Below are 18,025 nucleotides of genomic sequence, written 5' to 3'. Positions count from 1 at the left end.
GCCTTCCCCCCGCTCTCGCCGTGCTGCGCACGGCGGGCAGGGGGACGACGCCGGTGGCCTGGCGAAGCCAGTTCCACGGCGCCTGCTGGCGTGGCCTGCTCCGCGGCCTTCTGATGGGTGACGCTGTGCCTGTTGCATGGATTGCGCACTATGCGAGTGATTGTTGGGATAACGAGATGACTGAAACTGCAAATCCGTCCACTGGCGCCATGCGAGTGATGACCGTCGGCATCGTGGCCGGCATGGGCCCCGCCGCGGGCGTGGATTTCGCGCGCCTGTTCGTGCACGCGTCGGAGCAGTGGCTGCGCGAGCACGGCCAGCCGGTGCGCGACCAGGCGTTTCCCGAGCACTGGATCGCCCAGGTGCCGGTGGTGGACCGCACGCAGGCCCTGCGCGACCCCGCGGCGCCCCAGCCGCTCGAGGGGCTGGTGTCGGCGCTGGAGCGCCTGGCCGTGGTGGGGGCCCGCGCTGCGGCCATGTCGTGCAATACGGCGCATGCCTGGCATGCGGCGCTGCAGGAGCGCGTGCCGGGCGTGGAATTGCTGCACATCGCGCGGGAGACCGCCGCCGAGCTGCAGCGCCGCGGCATCCGCCGTGCGGCGCTGCTGGCCACGCAGGGCACCTACGGCATGGGGCTGTACGACGAGGCCTTCGCCACCCATGGCGTGGAATGCGTGCTGCCCTCCGCCGAGGCGAAGGAATGGCTCATGGAAGGCATCTACGACGGCGTGAAGGCCGGCGACATGGCCCTGGCCCGCCGGCGGTTCGCCGATGTGGGGCGGGCGGTGCGCGCGCAGCATGGCGACGTTCCGCTCGTCATGGCCTGCACGGAGATTCCCCTGGCGCTGCCCGATGCGCCGGATGCCGCCGGCTGGTCGCTGGTGGATCCGTCCGGGATCCTCGCGGCCGCCCTGGTGCGCCGCGCCTACGGCGACCACTGACAAAGCCCGGCCGGGCACGGGCCATCGCACGGCCCCGCCCGGCGCGGCCGTGCGTGCCGGCCACAATACGCACCATGTCCGACGTGCACTCCGATGAACTGCTCGCGCAGGTGGCCTCGCTGCCGCCCCTGCCGGGCGTGTACCGCTATTTCGACGCCCAGGGCGGGCTGCTCTACGTGGGCAAGGCCCGCAACCTGAAAAAGCGCGTTTCCAGCTATTTCACCAAGACCCATGGGGGCACGCGCATCGGCCACATGGTCGGCAAGATCGCGCGGCTGGAGACCACCGTGGTGCGCTCCGAGGCCGAGGCGCTGCTGCTGGAAAACAACCTCATCAAGACGCTCAACCCGCGCTACAACATCCTGTTCCGCGACGACAAGAGCTATCCCTACCTGAAGATCACCGGCGTGGCAGCGCGCGACGGCACCGGCGAGCAGCCCGGCCAGCGCTTCCCGCGCGTCGCGTATTACCGCGGCTCGATGGACAAGCGGCATCGCTATTTCGGGCCCTATCCCGGTGCCTGGGCGGTGAAGGAAACCATCCTGCTGCTGCAGAAGGTGTTCCGGCTGCGCACCTGCGAGGACACCGTCTTCGCCAACCGCACGCGCCCCTGCCTGCTCTACCAGATCAAGCGCTGCTCGGGCCCTTGCGTGGACCTGATCTCTCCCGAGGCCTATGCGCTGGACGTGCGCAACGCCGACGCCATGCTGCGTGGCGAGACCAGGGAACTGCTGGAGGCCCTGGAGGCGCGCATGATGGCGCACTCCGAACGGCTGGAGTTCGAGCAGGCGGCGGACATCCGCAACCAGATCACGGCGCTGTCGCGCGTGCTGCACCAGCAGGCCATCGAGACGGTCTCCGACAAGGACGTGGACATCCTGGCCGTGAAGGTGCTGGGCGGCCGCGCCTGCGTCAACCTCGCCATGGTGCGCGGCGGCCGCCACCTGGGCGACCGGCCGTACTTCCCCGTCCACGTGGAAGACGCCGCCGCGGTGTACCAGCTGGAGGAGGGGGGCGACGGGAGCGACGGCCCCGATGGCGCTGCCGAAACGGCAGGCTCGGCGCAGGCCTCCCCCTCCGCACCCCGAGCCCCGCAGCGCTCGCTGGAGGTGCAGGTGCTGGAGGCCTTCATCGCCCAGCACTACATCGGCGTGCCCGTGCCGCCCGTGCTCGTCACCAGCGAGCCGGTGGATCGCGCGCTGCTGGAGGCGCTCTCGCTGCAGGCAGGCATCCGCGTGGGCGCGGTGCACCAGCCGCGCGAGCAGCGCCGCGCCTGGCTGGACATGGCGCAGAAGAACGCCGACATCCAGCTCGCGCGGCTGCTTTCCGAAGAGGGCTCCCAGCAGGCCCGCACGCGCGCACTGGCCGAGGCGCTGGACCTGCCCATGGACGACCTGGAATCGCTCACCATCGAGTGCTTCGACATCTCCCACACGGCGGGCGAGGCCACGCAGGCATCGTGCGTGGTCTTCCACCACCACCGCATGCAGAGCAGCGAATACCGCCGCTACAAGATCGAAGGCATCACCGGCGGTGACGATTACGCCGCCATGCGGCAGGTGCTCACACGGCGCTACAGCAAGGTCGTGGAAGCGCAGCGCGAGGCCGGCGGCGCCGAGCCGGCACCCGGACAGGCGCGCCTGCCGGACCTGGTCCTGATCGACGGCGGCAAGGGGCAGGTCAGCATGGCGCGCGAGGTGTTCACCGAACTGGGCCTGGACCTCACCCGCATCGTCGGCGTGGAGAAAGGCGAGGGCCGCAAGGTCGGGCTGGAGGAACTCGTCTTCGCCGATGGCCGCGAGAAGATCTACCTCGGGCGCGACTCCGCCGCGCTCATGCTCGTGGCCCAGATCCGCGACGAGGCCCACCGCTTCGCCATCACCGGCATGCGCGCCGCGCGCGCCAAGGTGCGCGTGGGCGGCGGGCAGCTGGAGGAGATCCCCGGCGTGGGGCCCAAGAAGCGCGCGCGCCTGCTGCAGCGCTTCGGCGGAGTGCGGGGCGTGGCGGCCGCCAGCGTGGAGGACCTGGCCACGGTGGACGGCATCTCGCTGGAGCTCGCGCAGGAGATCTACCGGGCGCTGCGCTGAGCGGGCGGCGGCCATGGTGGCATGACACAATCGGCCCATGTTCCTGACCATCCCCACCATCATGACCTGGACGCGCATCGTCGCGATACCCTTGATCGTGGGCGTGTTCTACGCGCCGCTGGAGCCGGCCACGCGCAACCTCATCGCCACGGTGATGTTCGTGGTCTTCGCCGCCACCGACTGGCTCGACGGCTACCTGGCGCGCAAGCTGAACCAGACCTCCTCCTTCGGCGCCTTCCTCGATCCCGTCGCCGACAAATTCCTCGTCTGCGCATCGCTGCTCGTGCTGGTGCACCTGCAGCGTGCCGACGTGTTCGTGGCGCTCATCATCATCGGCCGGGAGATCGCGATCTCCGCCCTGCGCGAATGGATGGCGCAGATCGGCGCCTCCCGCAGCGTGGCGGTGCACATGCTGGGCAAGGTGAAGACCACGGTGCAGATGGTCGCCATTCCGTTCCTGCTCTACGACGGGCGTGCCGGCGCCATCGACACGGGCGTGTGGGGCACGTGGCTGATCTGGCTGGCCGCGGTGCTCACCGTGTGGTCGATGGTCTATTACCTGCAGAAGGCTTTGCCGGAGATCCGCGCACGCGTCAAGCGCTGACCGGGCAGCCCCTGCCGCATGTCAATGGGGGCTTGCGATAGAACGCGCGGCGCCCGTTGCGCAAACCCCGCGCATCGCCTGGCACCTCCGGAATTGCCGCTAAAATCCACATCTTCCGCCGTCGCAAAACGGCCCGTTGTATTGACACCCGGAAAGTCGATGGCTTTAATCTGGCACAGCGGCATCTGCCCCATGCCAGCCCCTCTCACGCCCCGTACGAACCCCGCGCAGCAGCGGCTGTTCCGGCGCGTGTGAAGGCCAGATACGCGCCAGACATTTCCTCCACATCCTTTCCCGAGAGGCTTCTTGTGAACAAGTCCGAACTGATTGAGCAAATTGCGACCAACGCCGACATCTCCAAGGCAGCCGCTGCGCGCGCCCTGGAATCCATGATCGAGTCGGTCAAGAAGACCCTGAAGAAGGGCGGCACGGTGTCTCTGGTCGGTTTCGGCACCTTCGCGGTGGGCAAGCGCGCTGCGCGCACGGGCCGCAATCCCCGTACGGGCGATACGATTAAGATCAAGGCTGCTAAAGTTCCGAAGTTCCGCCCCGGCAAGGCATTGAAGGATGCCCTCAACTGAGGCTCAAGGTTCAAGGTGGGGTGCTTAGCTCAGTTGGTAGAGCGGCGCCCTTACAAGGCGTAGGTCGGCGGTTCGACCCCGTCAGCACCCACCACCGATCAAAAGGCGAACGAGAGTTCGCCTTTTCTTTTGTCGCCATTGAAAGATCGAAACCATGTTCGAATCCATCCGCAAGCACTCCAAGGTCGTCATGATCGTGCTGTTCTTGCTGATCATTCCGTCGTTTGTGCTCGTGGGCATCGACCGGAACTACTTCACCAGCAAGAGCGCCGTGGTGGCGCGCGTGGATGGCCATGACATCACCCAGGACGACTGGGACAACGCGCATCGTATGGAAACGGACCGCATCCGCGCGCAGTCGCCCTCGGTGGATGCCAAGCTGCTCGATTCGCCCCGCGCGCGCTACGCCACGCTGGAGCGCCTGGTGCGCGACCGCGTGATGCAGGCCGCCGCCGTCAAGATGCACTTGGTCACGAGCGACGCCCAGCTGGCCCGCACGCTGCAGGGCATTCCCGCCATCGCCGCGCTCAAGCGCCCCGATGGCTCGCTGGATGCAGAGGCCTACCGCGCGCTCGTGGGTTCCCAGGGCCTCACGCCCGAGGGCTTCGAAAACAACGTGCGCCGCGAGCTCTCCCTCAGCCAGGTGATGGGCGGCGTGATGGGCTCCGCCTTCGCGGCCCAGGAGCCGGCACGCCTCGCGCTGGATTCGCTCTACCAGCGCCGCGAGATCCGCGTCGCCCGCTTCGACGCCAAGGATTTCGCCGCCAAGGTCACGCCCACCGACGACGAGCTCCAGGCCTACTACAAGGCCCACGAGGCGCAGTTCCGCCAGCCCGAGCACGCCGACGTGCAGTACGTGGTGCTCGACCTGGACGCCGTGCGCGCCAGCATCACGCTGAGCGAGGACGACCTGCGCACCTACTACAAGGAAAACCTCGAGCGCCTCGCCGGCAAGGAAGAGCGCCGTGCCAGCCACATCCTGATCAACGCGCCCAAGGATGCTCCCGCCGCCGACCGCGAGAAGGCCAAGGCCCGCGCGCAGGCGCTGCTGGAGCAGGTGCGCAAGGCGCCCAACACCTTTGCCGAGGTGGCCCGCAAGAACTCGCAGGACAGCGGCTCCGCGCCTTCCGGCGGCGACCTGGGCTTCTTCAAGCGCGGCGACATGGTCAAGCCGTTCGAGGACGCCGCCTTCTCGATGAAGAAGGGCGACATCAGCGACTTGGTGGAGAGCGAGTACGGCTACCACATCATCCAGCTCAACGACGTCAAGACGCCGAAGCAGCCGACCTTCGAGGAAGTGCGCGCCAAGCTGGAGACGGAAGCCAAGCAGCAGCAGGCGCAGCGCAAGTTCGCCGAACTGGCCGAGGTGTTCTCCAACACCGTGTACGAGCAGGCCGACAGCCTGCAGCCCGTGGCCGACAAGCTCAAGCTGAAGGTGCAGACCGCCAGCGACGTGACGCGCACCCCGCGCCCCGGCGCCCAGGGCCCGCTGGCCAACGGCCGCTTCCTGGAGGCCCTGTTCTCGTCCGACTCCGTGCAGAACAAGCGCAACACCGAGGCCATCGAGACGGCGCCCAGCACCCTGGTGGCCGGCCGCATCGCTGCCTACACGCCGGCGTCCACCCCGTCCTTCGACCAAGTGAAGACCCGCGTGCGCGAACTCTTCGTGGCCGAGCGCTCCGCCGAACTGGCGCGCAAGGAAGGCGAGGCCAAGGTGGCCGCCTGGAAGGCCGCTCCGGCCAGCGCCACCGGCCTGGGCGCGCCCGTGACCGTCTCGCGCGACAAGCCCGAAGGCCAGCCCCGCCCCGTGGTGGATGCCGCGCTGCAGGTGAATGCCGACACGCTGCCCGCCTTCGCCGGCACCCCCCTGGGCGCCCAGGGCTACGCCGTCATCAAGGTGGACCGCATCGTGCCGCGCGACCCCGCGGACCCGGCCGTGGCGCGCCAGCAGCAACAGCAGTACGCCGAAGCCGAGGCCCAGGCCGAAGCCATGGCCTACTACGAACTGCTCAAGGACCGCTTCAAGGTCCAGTTCAAGGTGGCCCGCCCGACGGGCGACGGCACCCCCGCCGCGGAAAATTGATGCCAGGAATATAGGCGGATAGGTTTTTATCCGGCTATAATTCGAGGCTACGGTGGCTGTAGCTCAGTTGGTAGAGTCCAGGATTGTGATTCCTGTCGTCGTGGGTTCGAGTCCCATCAGCCACCCCAGATCAACAAAGCCGCTACAGCTCTGAAAGCTGTAGCGGCTTTTGTCTTTGGTTCCCATGGCGGGAATATCTGCTCCATGCACGAGGCGCGCGCGACGCTTTTCTCCATCCAGGCCTTGCGCGGCATCGCTGCCGTGATGGTGTTGCTCGCACACGTACCTCGGACTCCGCAGGCTCCTGCGCCACCCGTGTTCGGTTTCGAAATCGGGGTGGACCTGTTTTTCGTGATCTCGGGTTTCGTGGTTGCCCTCGCCGCTGAAAAGCCCGTACCGGTCCGCCAGTTCGTCGAGGACCGGCTGTTGCGCGTGCTGCCGCTCTACTACCTGGTGTCGCTCGTCGCGCTGTGGGTGCTCGGGGTCTGGGGTCCCGCGCTCAACGTGTTGTGGAACACCTTCATGCTGGTGCCTGTCTTCGACAGGACGGCTTATACCAATCCGGCCCTCTATCTCGGATGGTCCGTTGGCGTCGAGATCTGGCTGTACATGCTCGTCGCTCTGTCCATGTCACTTTCCAGGGGCCGGTGGCACCTGCTCTTCACGGGACTGGTCCTGGCGCTGCTGGTGCAAGGCTACTTCGCTCCTGACCGGATGATGGCGCTGCATTTCATCGGCACGCCGTTGATGCTGGAGTTCCTCATGGGTGTGTGGCTCTGCAAGAGCCGGCTGCCACTGAAATGGCCGTTCGCGCTGGCCGCTGCGGTGCTGGGGGCCTGCTTCGTGCTGACGAACATGCAGGAACGGCCTTATATCGCTGCCCATGCGGGACCGTTATCGATTTTCGGTATCGGCATGCTGAGGGCTCTGACATGGGGCGTGCCGTGCGCCATCCTGCTCTTCGGCTGCGTGAGCCTGGAAAGGTGCGGGGCCATGGTCCCGCGCGTGCTGTCGTGGTTCGGCGGCTGGTCCTATTCCTTCTACCTGGTGCAACCCTTTTCCGTCTCTGCTGTAGAGGTGTCCGGACTGACGTCGTGGCTGGGCATGGCATCGGTATTCTTCTTGGCCAATTGCGTTGCCGGCTATGCGGTGCACCGCGCCGTGGAGCGCCCGTTGATGGCCTGGAGGACGCGGCGGGCAGCAGTGCGAAGGCAGGCGGGCATTCCGGTTACACCAACCTAGGAGCGTGCCTCCGGTGCCGCCCTCAATCCACGCTCGCCCCGGACGACCGCACGAGCCTGGCCCATTTCTCCGTGTCGGCCTGGATGCGGCCCGCGAATTCCTCCGGGGTCGAGGTCATCGGCGTCGCGCCCTGCGCCAGCAGCTTGTCCGTGGTGGCCTTCTCCTGCGCGATGGCGGTGATGTCCTTCGACAGGCGCTCCACGATGTCCCGGGGCAGGCTCTTCGGGCCCACGACGCCGAACCACACCTCCACTGCATAGCCCGGCACGCCTGCTTCGGCCATGGTGGGTACGTCGGGCAGCACCGGGGAGCGTGCCGGGCTGCTCACGGCCAGGGCGCGCAGGCCGCCGGCCTTCACCTGGGGCAGCGAGCCCGGCAGGTTGTCGAACATGAGCTGGATCTGATTGGCCAGCAGGTCCGCCATCGCGGGGCCGCTGCCTTTGTACGGCACGTGCAGGAAGGATGCGCCGGTCATCGACTTGAACAGTTCGCCGGAAAGGTGGTTGGTGGATGCGTTGCCGGCGGAGCCCATGTTGATGGAGTCCGGCCGGGACCTGGTGTAGGCGACCAGTTCCGCGACGGACCGGACCGGCAACTGCGGATTGACCACCAGGATGTTCGGCACGCTGGCGAATGGTGCGACGGGCGTGAAGTCCTTCGCGGGGTCGAAGGGCAGCTTCCTGTAGAGCGATCCGTTGATAGATTGGGTGCCGACCGTGGCGAACAGCAGGGTGTAGCCGTCCGCGGGTGATTTGGCGACCAGATCCGCCCCGATGTTGCCGCCGGCTCCGCCGCGGTTGTCGACGACGACCTGCTGCCCCAGCTTTCCGGACAGTCGCGCGGCCAGCAGGCGGCCGAGGTTGTCCGTGGTGCCTCCGGCAGCGAAGGGCACAACGAGGCGGATGGGCTTGGAGGGATAGGTATCGGCGCAGGCGCCGGCAGTGCCGAGCGCGAGGGCGGCCAGGGCAGCGAGTTTTGTCAGGGGCTTCATGGCGTGGTCCTTGGGAAGCGGTGCAGGGCAGGAGGGGAAGAGGGGGCGGACTCTCAACGGTCCGCGAGGGCGGCGATCTCGGCCTTGAGCGCCGCGCGGGCGCGGGCCAGGGTGTCCCGCCGGTCAGCGGCCCGTGCCGCGGATTGCCGGAGGGCCTGCAGTTGCCCGGCGGCGCGTTGCCGGACCAGCGATGGCGCCGGGCCGCCTTCGACGCATCGGTCCGTGACGCTGGCCACGGGGTCCAGGCACCGCTGCACGGCTGCGCTGCCCAGCTCGATGGTGCGTCCGGTCTGCGCGGTAGCGGCGGCGTTTACCATGTCCGCCGTGATCGCGTCGGCCGAAAGTCCGGCATCGAGCGCCTCGCGCACCACCGCGCCGACCACGTGGTGTGCCTGCCGGAACGACAGGCCTGCTTCGCGCACCAGTGCGTCCGCGAGGTCCGTCGCAGTGGAGAAATCGGCCCGGGCCTTGCGCAGCATTGCCTCCTGCAGGGGCCGTGCGGAGTCCACCACGAGCCTGAACAGCGCGAGGCAGCGCGCGCATTCCTCCGCGCTTTCCCAGAGGCTGCGCATGCTTTCGCGGTTACCGTCGCCGCTGTGCGTGAAGTGCGTGCCCTTGACCGTCGCCATCGCGGCATTGAGCAGGCCGATGAGATGGCCGGTCTTGCCCTTGAGGTATTCGACCACCACCGGATTCTTCTTCTGCGGCATGATGCTGGAGGTGCCTGCGACGCTGTCAGGGAACTCGATCAGGCCGAATTCCGGCGTGGCCCACACGTAGAAATCCTGGGCGATGCGCCCCCATGTCACGGCGGCGATGGCCATCGACGACATCAGTTCCCAGGCGAAATCGCGGGACGCGACTGCATCCAGGGAGTTGCCGACGCATCCCGAGAAGCCCAGCAGCCGGGCCGTTTCCTGGCGCTGGATCGGGAACGCCGTGCCCGCGATGGCGCCGGCGCCCAGCGGGCAGGCGTCGAAGCCTTCCATGGCGACCTCGATGCGCCGGGCATCGCGGGCCAGCGCGTCCGCCAGGGCGGCCAGGTAGTGGCCATACGTGATGGGTTGCGCCGACTGCAGGTGGGTGTAGCCCGGCATGACCACGCCGGCATGCTCCGAGGCGCGTGCAATAGCGACCTCGCGGACTGCATTCAGCCCTTCCAGTACCCGCAGTCCGGCGTCCCGCGCACGCATCCGATCGGAGGTCGCCAGGATGTCGTTGCGGCTGCGCGCCACGTGCAGCCGCCCGCCGGTGTCTGCGCCGGCCAGTGCCATCAGGTGGGCCTCGTAATTGAAGTAGGCATCCTCGCGCTGCGGGTCGAGCGCCACGGCGCCGGGGCCTTCCTCTTCCATCCGCAGCAGCGCTTCGGCCAGACGTGCGGCGGTGTCCCCGGGAACCAGCCCCGCCTTGTGGAGCATCAGCAGGTGTGCCTGGTTGATGTCGGAGAGGCAGGCGAAGCCGCTGGCGAACTCGCGTTCCAGGCGTGGCAGGTAGATGTGCTCGCAAACCTCCTGGGCGGTGGCCTGCTGCAGGCGGCGGCTGACTTTCGATTCCATGGGCCTTCTCGATGCGCATCCGTGCGCTGTGACGATGGGGCCAGTATCGAAACCTCGTAACATGCGGTCAAATACGAGGTTCTGCCAGATCCATACGGTTTTGTTATGCACCATCCACCCAGCGCGAAAGCCATCTACCCATGAAGTTCAAGCAGATCGAGGCGTTCCGCGTGGTGATGCTGACCCGCTCCATGACGCTGGCCGCCAGCGAACTGCATACCTCGCAGCCCAACATCAGCCGCTTCATCACCCAGCTCGAGGCCGAGACGGGCATGAAGCTGTTCGAACGCAAGGCCGGGGGGCTGAGCCCCACGCCGGAGGCCGAGGCCTTCTACCAGGAGGTGCAGCGGTCGTTCATCGGGCTGGATACGCTGGAGGAGTCGGTGCGCCTGATCCGCCGGCTGGGCACGGGTACCCTGCGCGTGGCCGCGTCGCCATCCATCGCCATGAGCGTGATGCCCCAGGTGGTCAGGGCCTTCCGGCAGCGCTATCCGGAGGCGCCGGTGTCCATCCAGACCAGCGATTCACCGGCCGTGGCAAAGTGGACGGCGACCCGTTACTGCGACATCGGTCTGGCGTCCTACCTGGCGGACACGCCGGGTGTCCAGGCCCGGCACTGGGCCACGGATGAAGGCGTGTGCATCGTTCCGCTCGGGCACCGGCTCGCCCGCAAGCGCCGGATCGTGGCCGGGGACCTGGACGACGAGCCGTTCGTGTCCCTGTCCCCCGGCGATGGCACGCGCGCGGCGATAGACGGGGCATTCGAGCCCGACCGGCGCAGGCTGACGCTCGACACGCCGTATGCCGCGACCATCTGCCGCATGGTCGCGATGGGACTGGGCGTCAGCGTCGTGAATCCGCTGGTGGTGCGGCATCTGAACATCCCCGGCATCAAGGCGATTGCGTTCCGGCCGCAGGTGCCGTTCCCGCGGTACATCCTGCTGTCGCAGCAGCACGTGGAATCCGCCCTGATGGCGGCATTCCTGGAATGCCTGGCCGAGGTGTGAGCCGGGCGGGAGGCCGGTGCGCCGGCGGGGCCTGAGGCGCGCAAAAAAGGGGCGCTCAGCCCTGCGGCACCGGCCCCGGTGGCGGCAGCAGCCCCTTCTCGCGCAGGATGCCGGTCACGATCCCGAAGGCATGGTTGGCGACCGGCACGCCGCAGTAGATGGCGGCCATGAGGATCACCTCCTTGATTTCGTCGGGCGTGAGGCGCGACTCTGGCGGGCCGTCCAGCGCGGCGCGCACGTGCAGCGCGAACTCCTCGTAGGCATGGATGCCCAGCATCATCGACAGCACCATGAAGCGCCGCGTGCGGTCGCCCAGCGCCGGCCGTCCCCAGATGTCCTGCCAGGCGTGGCGGGTGATGAGTTCCTGGAATTCGGCATTGAACGGCGTGCGGTTCTCCAGGGAGCGGTCCACCCAGGCATCGCCCAGGATGCGGCGGCGGTTGCGCAGGCCGGCCTCGAAATCCTCGCCACGCGTGGCGGAAGCGGAAGAGGCGGCGGAGTCCTGTGGAGGAAGAGGCATTTGCGTCATGGTGGTCGTGCGGAGCAGTGGAGGCCTGTGCGGCGCGGAACAGCGGGTTGGGGCGAGGCCGGCGGATGGAGATGGAGTGGTGCGGTGCTGGCGGCCGGCGCCCATGCCCGCGACAATCAACCCGTGCATTCTTCCCTGATCGCCCTCGTCGCCCTGCTGAGCCTTCCCGCCATTGTCCTTGCATGGCACGTGTGGCGCGACCTCCGTGGAGGGCGCCGCAATGCGTCGCAACGGTGCTATGCCTGCGGCAACAAGAGCCGGACACTGCGCCCGGTCAGCCATGGCAAGGGCGGGACCTACCTGTACTGCCGGCCTTGCGCTGACAAGGAGGGGTTCAAATCGGCCGTCGCATGGATCGCCCTCGCGTCCTCATTGCTCATCGCTGCTGCTATTCTGGCCACGCGGTGGGCCTGATGGTCCGACCTGGGCCTTGCACGGGGCTGCCCAGGGGCTTGCCCATTCATGGCGGAAGCTCAGATCCCTGCACGTCCACCCGTCCCGCCGGGCCAGCGCGTCAGCACCTCGAAGCCATCGTGCGTCACGGCCACCATGTGTTCCCACTGCGCGGACAGCGACCGGTCCCGCGTGACGACCGTCCAGCCGTCGTCGAGCTGCCGGGTCGCGGCGCGGCCGGCGTTGAGCATGGGTTCGATGGTGAAGACCATGCCGGGCTCCAGCCGCAGGCCCTCGCCGCGGTTGCCGTAGTGCAGCACGTCCGGTGCCTCGTGGCAGGTGCGGCCGATGCCGTGGCCGCAGTATTCCCGCACGACGCTGAAGCGTTCCCGGCGGGCCACCGTTTCGATCCTGCGCTGATTTGAGCGAGATGGTGCGCGCCATCAGCGTGCGCTTTGCGCCACGGACACGGGCGCCGGGGATGCGCCCGCACCGACGGTGGTGGCGACGTCCAGTCCCCCCGCGAGTTCGGTGCGGACCAGCCACTGGCAGATCTGCCGGTGGTCCAGGTCGGGGTTCAGCTCGCTCAGCATGCCGATGCGCATCCAGTGCTCCGCCTGGGCATTGATGGAGCGGCTGAGCGCGTTCGCAGCGACGCGCAGGTTTTCGTGCATCCGGTCGGAGATCTTGACGATGCCCATGGTCTTCCCTTGTATGAAACGCATATGAATTGTGCGTGTTTCGTATTTTCGTGTGTGCAAACCCTCCTGAGCATCGCTCGCAGGTTGCGGAAATTCCGCGTTCCAAGGGATTGTGCTGAGTCAAAAATATTGCATGTTTTTGTCTAAACGATAAACTTGCGTCAAATTCGGTGGTGAAAGTCTGGTCCGGATGGCCTGTTTCTCATGCAGGCCCCCGGCAGCCTCTTGCCGTTGGCGTCAACGTTCGGTGTGGAGGTGGGCGATGAGAAGGCATTTCTTGCAGCGGGCCTGTGCGGTCTCTGCGGCCTGGCTGGCCGTGTGCCTGGCGCCTGGCTTGGCGCAGGCGCAACCCGGGGCCGAATGGCCCGCGCGGCCGATCCGCATCGTGGTGCCCTATCCCCCCGGCACGGGCCCCGACGTGATGGCGCGGCTGGTCTCCGAGGGTCTGGCCCGGGAGCTGAAGGCGACCTTCGTCGTGGAGAACAAGCCGGGCGCCAACGCCATCATCGGCACCGGCGAGGTGGCGAAGGCCCCGGCCGACGGCCACACCTTCCTGCTGGTGGACCGGCTCACGCTGTCGGTCAACCCGCTGCTCTACAAGCCGCTGCCGTTCGATCCGAAGAAGGACCTCGTGTCGGTCAGCAACATCGCCGACGTGGACCTCTATCTGGTGGTGAGCGCGCGCGTGCCGGCGGGCGATTTCCGGTCGTTCATCGACTATGCGAAGGCACGCCCGGGACAGGTTCCCTTCGGCACCGGCGGCGTGGGCAGCGTGATGCACCTCAACATGGAACTGCTGCAGGCCGGCACGGGCGCGCAGTTCCTGCATGTGCCCTACAAGGCACTGGCCGAAGTGATCCCGGCGCTGCTCGGCGGACAGGTGGATGCAACTTCCGGCGGAGTGGAGGCCCTGCTGCCGCATGTGCGCAAGGGCACGCTGAAGCTGCTCGCGGTGGGGGCGGACGCGCGCACGCCGGTGGCCCCCGACGTGCCCACGATGGCCGAGGCAGGGGCCCCCGGCATGCTGCTGTCCACCTCGTATTCGCTCCATGCCCGTGCCGGCACGCCGCCCCAGGTGCTGGAGCGCATGCATGCGGCGCTGGACAAGGTGCTGTCCGCCCCCGCGCTGCGGACCTGGGCGTCCGACCGCGGGCTGCGGGCCGGTGCATCGGCGCCGCAGGAACTCGATGCCCGGATCGCGGCCGATGCGGAGCGTGTCGGGCGGCTGGTGCGCGAGCGACACATCCAGGCGCAGTAGCCAGGCCGCGCGCCTTCCGATTTTCTCCAAAGGACCCAAGACCATGAACCGACTGACCGGCGCGCACGCGCTATGGACCGCGCTCGCCGCCGAGGGGGTGGATACCTGTTTCGCCAACCCCGGCACCACCGAACTCGACCTCGTGCGCGCGCTGGAGCCCCTGGACGGCATCCGCTGCGTGGTGGGCCTGCAGGAAAACATATGTACCGGCGCTGCCGACGGCTACGGCCGCATGCAGGGCCGGCCTGCGGCGACGCTGCTGCACCTGGGGCCCGGCTTCGCCAATGGCATCGCCAACCTGCACAACGCCCGTCGCGCGCATACGCCCATCGTCAATGTCATCGGCGACCACACGAGCTGGCACCTGCCCTACGATGCGCCCCTGACCTCGGACATCGAATCGCTGGCGCGGCCGGTGTCGGGCTGGGTGCGCCGCATCGGCGGCGTGCAGGAATGCGCGCAGGCCGGCGCGGAGGCAGTGCGCCAGAGCCTGGCGCAGGGCGGGCAGGGCGCCACCCTGATCTTCCCGGCGGACTTCCAGGCCGCGGCGCTGCCGGACGCCGTCGCGGACGTGCCGGCATCCACGCCATCCCCCGCGCCGCGCCGTCCCGCCGAAGAGGGCGCGCCGGATGGCTACGACCATGCGCTGGCCCTGGAGCGTTTGCGCACGGCGGGCCGGGTGGTCTTCCTGCTGGGCGGCGGCGGCGAGCACAGCGGCCTGGGCGCGCGGGCCCAGCGCGCCGCGGCGCGGCTGTGCGGGCAGTTGGGCGCTTCGGCCTATGCCGAGACTTTTCCCGCCCGGTCGGAGCGCGGCCAGGGCCTGCCGGCCTTCGACCGCCTGCCGTATTTCCCCGAGCCGGCGCGCGCGGTGCTGGATGCGGCGGACCTCGTGGTGCTGGCCGGCGCACTGCCGCCCATTACGTACTTTGGCTATGCGGGCCATCCGAGCGCGCTGGTGCCGCCGGAGCGGCTGCTGGTGCTCGCAGCCCCGGGCCATGCCGTGGCCGAGCGGCTGGAGCAGCTTGCGGATGCGGTGGGAGCGCCGGCCTACGAGGCTCCCGCGGCAGAGATGCCCGCGATGCCGGAGGGCGAGCTGACGCCTGCGCGCATCGCGGCGGTGCTGGCGCGCGAGCTGCCGGAGCGCGCCATCGTGTCGGTGGAAGGCGGAACCTGCGGCTATCCGTTCTATGCCGCGTCGGCGGCGGCGCGGCCGCATACCACGCTCACCAACACCGGCGGCGCGATCGGGCAGGGCCTGCCGGTGGCGTTGGGCGCGGCCATCGCGTGTCCTGACCGCCCGGTGGTGGGACTGCTGTCGGACGGCAGCACGCAATACACGGTCCAGGCGCTGTGGTCGCTGGCGCACGAGCAGCTGGACGTGGTGGTGCTGATCGCGGCCAACCACCAGTACGCGATCCTGCGCAACGAACTGCGCCGCGACGGCGGCGTGCTGGGCGCGCGCGCCGAGGCGCTCACGGCGCTGGACCACCCCCGGATCGACTGGGTGGGGCTGGCGCAGTCGTACGGCGTGCCGGCGGCACGCGTGTCCACGGCCCAGGCGCTGGCCGGCGAGCTGCGCCGCGCGTTCGGGCGCAAGGGGCCGGCGCTGATCGAGATGGCGCTGTGACGGGGTTCATCGGCCGGGGCGTTTACCGCGGCCTTCCATCCATCCAAAGGAGTGTGCAATGGATCTGAAACTGAAGGGCAAGGTCGCGGTGGTGACCGGAGGCAGCCTCGGCATCGGCCGGGCGGTGACCGAAGCGCTGGCTGCGGAGGGCGTGCGCGTGGCGATCGTGGCGCGCAGCCAGGGCGCGCTGGAGCAGGCGGCGCGCGAGATCGGCGAGAAGACGGGCGTGGAGATCCTCGCCGCGCCTGCGGACGTGGGCAGCACTGCGCAGGTGGAGGCCATGATGGCAAAGGTGGCGGCGCACTTCGGGCGCATCGACATCCTGGTGAACGGCGCGGCCCACCCGGGCGGACTGGTGCGCAGCGAGATCGAGAACGCCGATCCGGAAGGCCTGCTGGAGGACATCAACATCAAGGTGGTGGGCTACATGCGCTGCGCCAAGGCCGCGGCGGCGCACATGAAGCAGGGCGGCTTCGGCCGGATCATCAATATCGGCGGGCTCACCGGCCGCGGCAGCAAGCAGCTGTCGGGCATGCGCAATGTGGCGATCTGCCACCTCACCAAGACGCTGTCCGACCAGCTGGGCCCGTCGGGCATCACCGTGAACGTGATCCATCCGGGGGTGGTGGAGACGCCGCACATCCACGAGCTTTATGCGAAGGAGGCGCGCCTGCAGGGCCTGACGCCTGAGCAGGTCGAGGCGAACTACGCCAAGGCCACGCCGATCCGCCGCGTGCTGCAGCCCGAGGAGATCGCCGACACGGTGCTGTTCCTCGCCTCCGAGCGAGCCGGCGCGATCACCGGCGAATCCATCGCGGTGGATGGCGGCATCACCCGCGGCATTTTCATCTGAACGCATCCAGGAAGGACCCGATCATGCAGGGAACGATTCTCGTGGGGACGGCCGGGCAGGGCATCCTGCGCAGCGCGGACGACGGCGCGAGCTGGCACCGCCTCGGCCTGAAGGAGGCCATCGAATTCGACGGCGTGGTGCGCAGCCTGCTGGTGGATCCGCACGACCCGAACCGGATCTTCGCGGGCGCGGATGCCGGTATCTGCCTGAGCGAGGATGCGGGTGCGCATTTCCGTCGGCTGGCATCGCCGGCCGACGGCATGCACGTGTGGGCGCTGGCGATAGACCCGCGCGATGCGCGCGTCATCTACGCGGGCACGGGCGCGCCGTCGAGGGCGGTGATGTTCCGCTCGCTGGACGGTGGCGCCAGCTGGACGCGCCTGCCCATCGAGCTGCCGGAGTTCTGCGCGGGCGTGAACCGCCCCCGCATCCTCGCGATCGCGGTGGACCCGGACGACGGCTCCGTCTGGTTCGGAGTGGAGGAAGGCGGCGCCTGGCACAGCACCGACCGCGGCGACACCTGGCGGCGCGTGGACGATGCGGACAGCGGCATCGCCAACAGCGACATCCATTGCATCCGCATCCTGCCCGCGGCCGGCGGCCGGCCCAAGACGCACATCATCGCCACGGTCAATTCGGTCTATACGAGTACCGAGGGTCCGGCCGGCCCCTGGGCCGCGGAGAGTTCCGCCGACCGATTCGACGGCATGTACTACACGCGCATCCTCACGCCGCTGGAGGGCGATCGCGAGGTGCTGCTGGCGGCCATCGGCGACGGCACGCCGGGCACGCGCACGCAGATCTACCGCTCGCAGGACCGTGGCCGGACCTGGGCCCCGTCGCTGCTGCATGCCGTGCCCAACTCGACGTTCTGGGCGCTGGGCACGCATGCCGCCGATCCGGACCTCGTGTTCGCGGGCACCAAGTACGGCCATCTCTTCCGCTCCATGGACGGCGGCCGCAGCTGGTTCAAGGACTGGCGCGATTTCAGCGAGATCACGGCCGTGGCGTGGACCCCCGCCGTCGCCGCCGTGAAGGCCCACCCGAAGTCCACCCTCGGAGCGAAGCCCCACCATGACTGAAATCCAGGCCGGGGTGGTGCGCCCCCGCATCCGCCGCACCCACCTGTCGCTGTTCGTGACCGACCCGTTCGCCTCGGCCGCATGGTACGAGCGCATCCTGGGCATGCAGGAAACCGCCCGGGGCGAGCGCTGGGTGTTCATGAGCTTCGGCCGCAAGCACCACGACATCGCGCTGATCAAGCCCGAGCCGGGGCAGGTGGTGGGCGGTTGCGCGCTGCAGCACTACGGGCTGGAGATCGAGGGCGATATGGACGAACTGCGCCGGCTCTACGGCCAGTTGCTGCGTGCCGGCGTGGAGGTGGTCAAGACCACCGACCACAAGGTGGGCTACGGCCTCTATTTCAACGACCCGGACGGGCACCGCTTCGAGTTCTTCCTGGAGATGGTGCACGACGACGAGGAGGGCAAGCGCGTGCTGCAGGCCCACCACGCGCCCAGCGAGCCGTTCCGGCTCGAGCCGCTGTTCGACTGATGCGGCCCGCGCCGGATT

The 18,025-nt window shown here is 68.5% G+C and carries 17 protein-coding genes, 2 tRNA genes and 1 pseudogene; 15 read left to right on the top strand and 5 right to left on the bottom strand.

The features are described from left to right. The first annotated feature begins 218 nt into the window (after positions 1 to 218). The 8 genes from T336_RS0107155 (at position 219) to T336_RS0107120 (ending at position 7,538) form a co-directional block, all read left to right on the top strand. A complete protein-coding gene (locus T336_RS0107155; protein ID WP_156957813.1) occupies positions 219 to 941 on the top strand; it encodes an aspartate/glutamate racemase family protein in 723 nt (240 codons plus the stop codon). A 74-nt stretch (positions 942 to 1,015) separates the two neighbouring features. Next, positions 1,016 to 3,028, top strand: coding sequence for an excinuclease ABC subunit UvrC (gene uvrC / locus T336_RS0107150; protein ID WP_026432016.1), 2,013 nt, complete (start codon positions 1,016 to 1,018; stop codon positions 3,026 to 3,028). Positions 3,029 to 3,065: 37 nt separating this feature from the next. After that, positions 3,066 to 3,632, top strand: coding sequence for a CDP-diacylglycerol--glycerol-3-phosphate 3-phosphatidyltransferase (gene pgsA, locus T336_RS0107145; RefSeq protein WP_013594133.1), 567 nt, complete (start codon positions 3,066 to 3,068; stop codon positions 3,630 to 3,632). Between the two features lie 308 nt (positions 3,633 to 3,940). Further along, on the top strand, positions 3,941 to 4,213 hold the full coding sequence (locus T336_RS0107140; protein WP_011794801.1) for an HU family DNA-binding protein: 273 nt from the start codon (positions 3,941 to 3,943) through the stop codon (positions 4,211 to 4,213). A gap of 18 nt (positions 4,214 to 4,231) precedes the next feature. Beyond that, positions 4,232 to 4,307 (top strand) — tRNA-Val (locus T336_RS0107135). Between the two features lie 60 nt (positions 4,308 to 4,367). Further along, positions 4,368 to 6,296 carry a SurA N-terminal domain-containing protein gene (locus T336_RS0107130; protein WP_026432015.1) on the top strand — a complete coding sequence of 643 codons (1,929 nt, stop codon included), beginning with the start codon at positions 4,368 to 4,370 and terminating at the stop codon, positions 6,294 to 6,296. Between the two features lie 52 nt (positions 6,297 to 6,348). Next, positions 6,349 to 6,424 (top strand) — tRNA-His (locus T336_RS0107125). A 76-nt stretch (positions 6,425 to 6,500) separates the two neighbouring features. Further along, entirely contained in the window at positions 6,501 to 7,538 is a 1,038-nt protein-coding gene (locus tag T336_RS0107120; RefSeq protein WP_026432014.1) for an acyltransferase family protein, read from the top strand. A gap of 22 nt (positions 7,539 to 7,560) precedes the next feature. Here T336_RS0107120 and T336_RS0107115 read toward each other — a convergent pair whose 3' ends face one another. Both T336_RS0107115 and argH read right to left on the bottom strand, forming a co-directional pair. Next, positions 7,561 to 8,529 (bottom strand): Bug family tripartite tricarboxylate transporter substrate binding protein, encoded by a 969-nt coding sequence (locus T336_RS0107115; protein WP_026432013.1) that lies wholly within the window; start codon positions 8,527 to 8,529, stop codon positions 7,561 to 7,563. A gap of 53 nt (positions 8,530 to 8,582) precedes the next feature. Further along, the gene (argH, locus tag T336_RS0107110; protein ID WP_026432012.1) at positions 8,583 to 10,085 is read right to left on the bottom strand and encodes an argininosuccinate lyase; all 1,503 of its coding nucleotides are present in this window, start codon (positions 10,083 to 10,085) and stop codon (positions 8,583 to 8,585) included. A gap of 140 nt (positions 10,086 to 10,225) precedes the next feature. On the opposite strand from argH, the gene T336_RS0107105 reads away from it, so the two are divergent. After that, positions 10,226 to 11,092, top strand: a complete 867-nt coding sequence (locus T336_RS0107105) for a LysR family transcriptional regulator (RefSeq protein WP_026432011.1) — start codon at positions 10,226 to 10,228, stop codon at positions 11,090 to 11,092. 55 nt (positions 11,093 to 11,147) lie between these two features. Here the strand turns inward: T336_RS0107105 and T336_RS0107100 are convergent, their stop codons facing one another. Beyond that, entirely contained in the window at positions 11,148 to 11,612 is a 465-nt protein-coding gene (locus T336_RS0107100; RefSeq protein ID WP_026432010.1) for a carboxymuconolactone decarboxylase family protein, read from the bottom strand. A 132-nt stretch (positions 11,613 to 11,744) separates the two neighbouring features. Here T336_RS0107100 and T336_RS26535 point away from each other — a divergent pair, with 132 nt between their 5' ends. Further along, positions 11,745 to 12,035 (top strand): hypothetical protein, encoded by a 291-nt coding sequence (locus tag T336_RS26535; protein WP_156957810.1) that lies wholly within the window; start codon positions 11,745 to 11,747, stop codon positions 12,033 to 12,035. A 59-nt stretch (positions 12,036 to 12,094) separates the two neighbouring features. On the opposite strand, the pseudogene T336_RS24845 reads toward T336_RS26535, so the two are convergent. Further along, positions 12,095 to 12,424, bottom strand: a pseudogene (locus T336_RS24845) (M24 family metallopeptidase); the annotation flags it as partial. Positions 12,425 to 12,457: 33 nt separating this feature from the next. Further along, positions 12,458 to 12,715 (bottom strand): ParD-like family protein, encoded by a 258-nt coding sequence (locus T336_RS0107090; RefSeq protein ID WP_019700616.1) that lies wholly within the window; start codon positions 12,713 to 12,715, stop codon positions 12,458 to 12,460. 262 nt (positions 12,716 to 12,977) lie between these two features. Between T336_RS0107090 and T336_RS0107085 the strand changes: the two genes are divergently transcribed. From T336_RS0107085 to T336_RS0107065, 5 genes are read left to right on the top strand one after another with little or no spacing between them, the layout of a single operon-like run. Continuing rightward, a complete protein-coding gene (locus tag T336_RS0107085; protein WP_026432009.1) occupies positions 12,978 to 13,973 on the top strand; it encodes a Bug family tripartite tricarboxylate transporter substrate binding protein in 996 nt (331 codons plus the stop codon). Positions 13,974 to 14,016: 43 nt separating this feature from the next. Then, positions 14,017 to 15,600, top strand: a complete 1,584-nt coding sequence (locus tag T336_RS0107080; RefSeq protein WP_026432008.1) for an acetolactate synthase large subunit — start codon at positions 14,017 to 14,019, stop codon at positions 15,598 to 15,600. 58 nt (positions 15,601 to 15,658) lie between these two features. After that, positions 15,659 to 16,453 carry an SDR family NAD(P)-dependent oxidoreductase gene (locus tag T336_RS0107075; protein WP_019700613.1) on the top strand — a complete coding sequence of 265 codons (795 nt, stop codon included), beginning with the start codon at positions 15,659 to 15,661 and terminating at the stop codon, positions 16,451 to 16,453. 23 nt (positions 16,454 to 16,476) lie between these two features. After that, positions 16,477 to 17,535 carry a WD40/YVTN/BNR-like repeat-containing protein gene (locus T336_RS0107070; RefSeq protein ID WP_026432007.1) on the top strand — a complete coding sequence of 353 codons (1,059 nt, stop codon included), beginning with the start codon at positions 16,477 to 16,479 and terminating at the stop codon, positions 17,533 to 17,535. Further along, on the top strand, positions 17,528 to 18,007 hold the full coding sequence (locus T336_RS0107065) for a VOC family protein (RefSeq protein WP_019700611.1): 480 nt from the start codon (positions 17,528 to 17,530) through the stop codon (positions 18,005 to 18,007). The genes T336_RS0107070 and T336_RS0107065 overlap by 8 nt, the downstream gene beginning before the upstream one ends. Positions 18,008 to 18,025 lie beyond the last annotated feature (18 nt).

The organism is Paracidovorax oryzae ATCC 19882 (genome assembly GCF_000687165.1).
GTDB classification, from domain to species: domain Bacteria; phylum Pseudomonadota; class Gammaproteobacteria; order Burkholderiales; family Burkholderiaceae_C; genus Paracidovorax; species Paracidovorax oryzae.
This window is presented reverse-complemented; position numbering and strand designations above follow the sequence as displayed.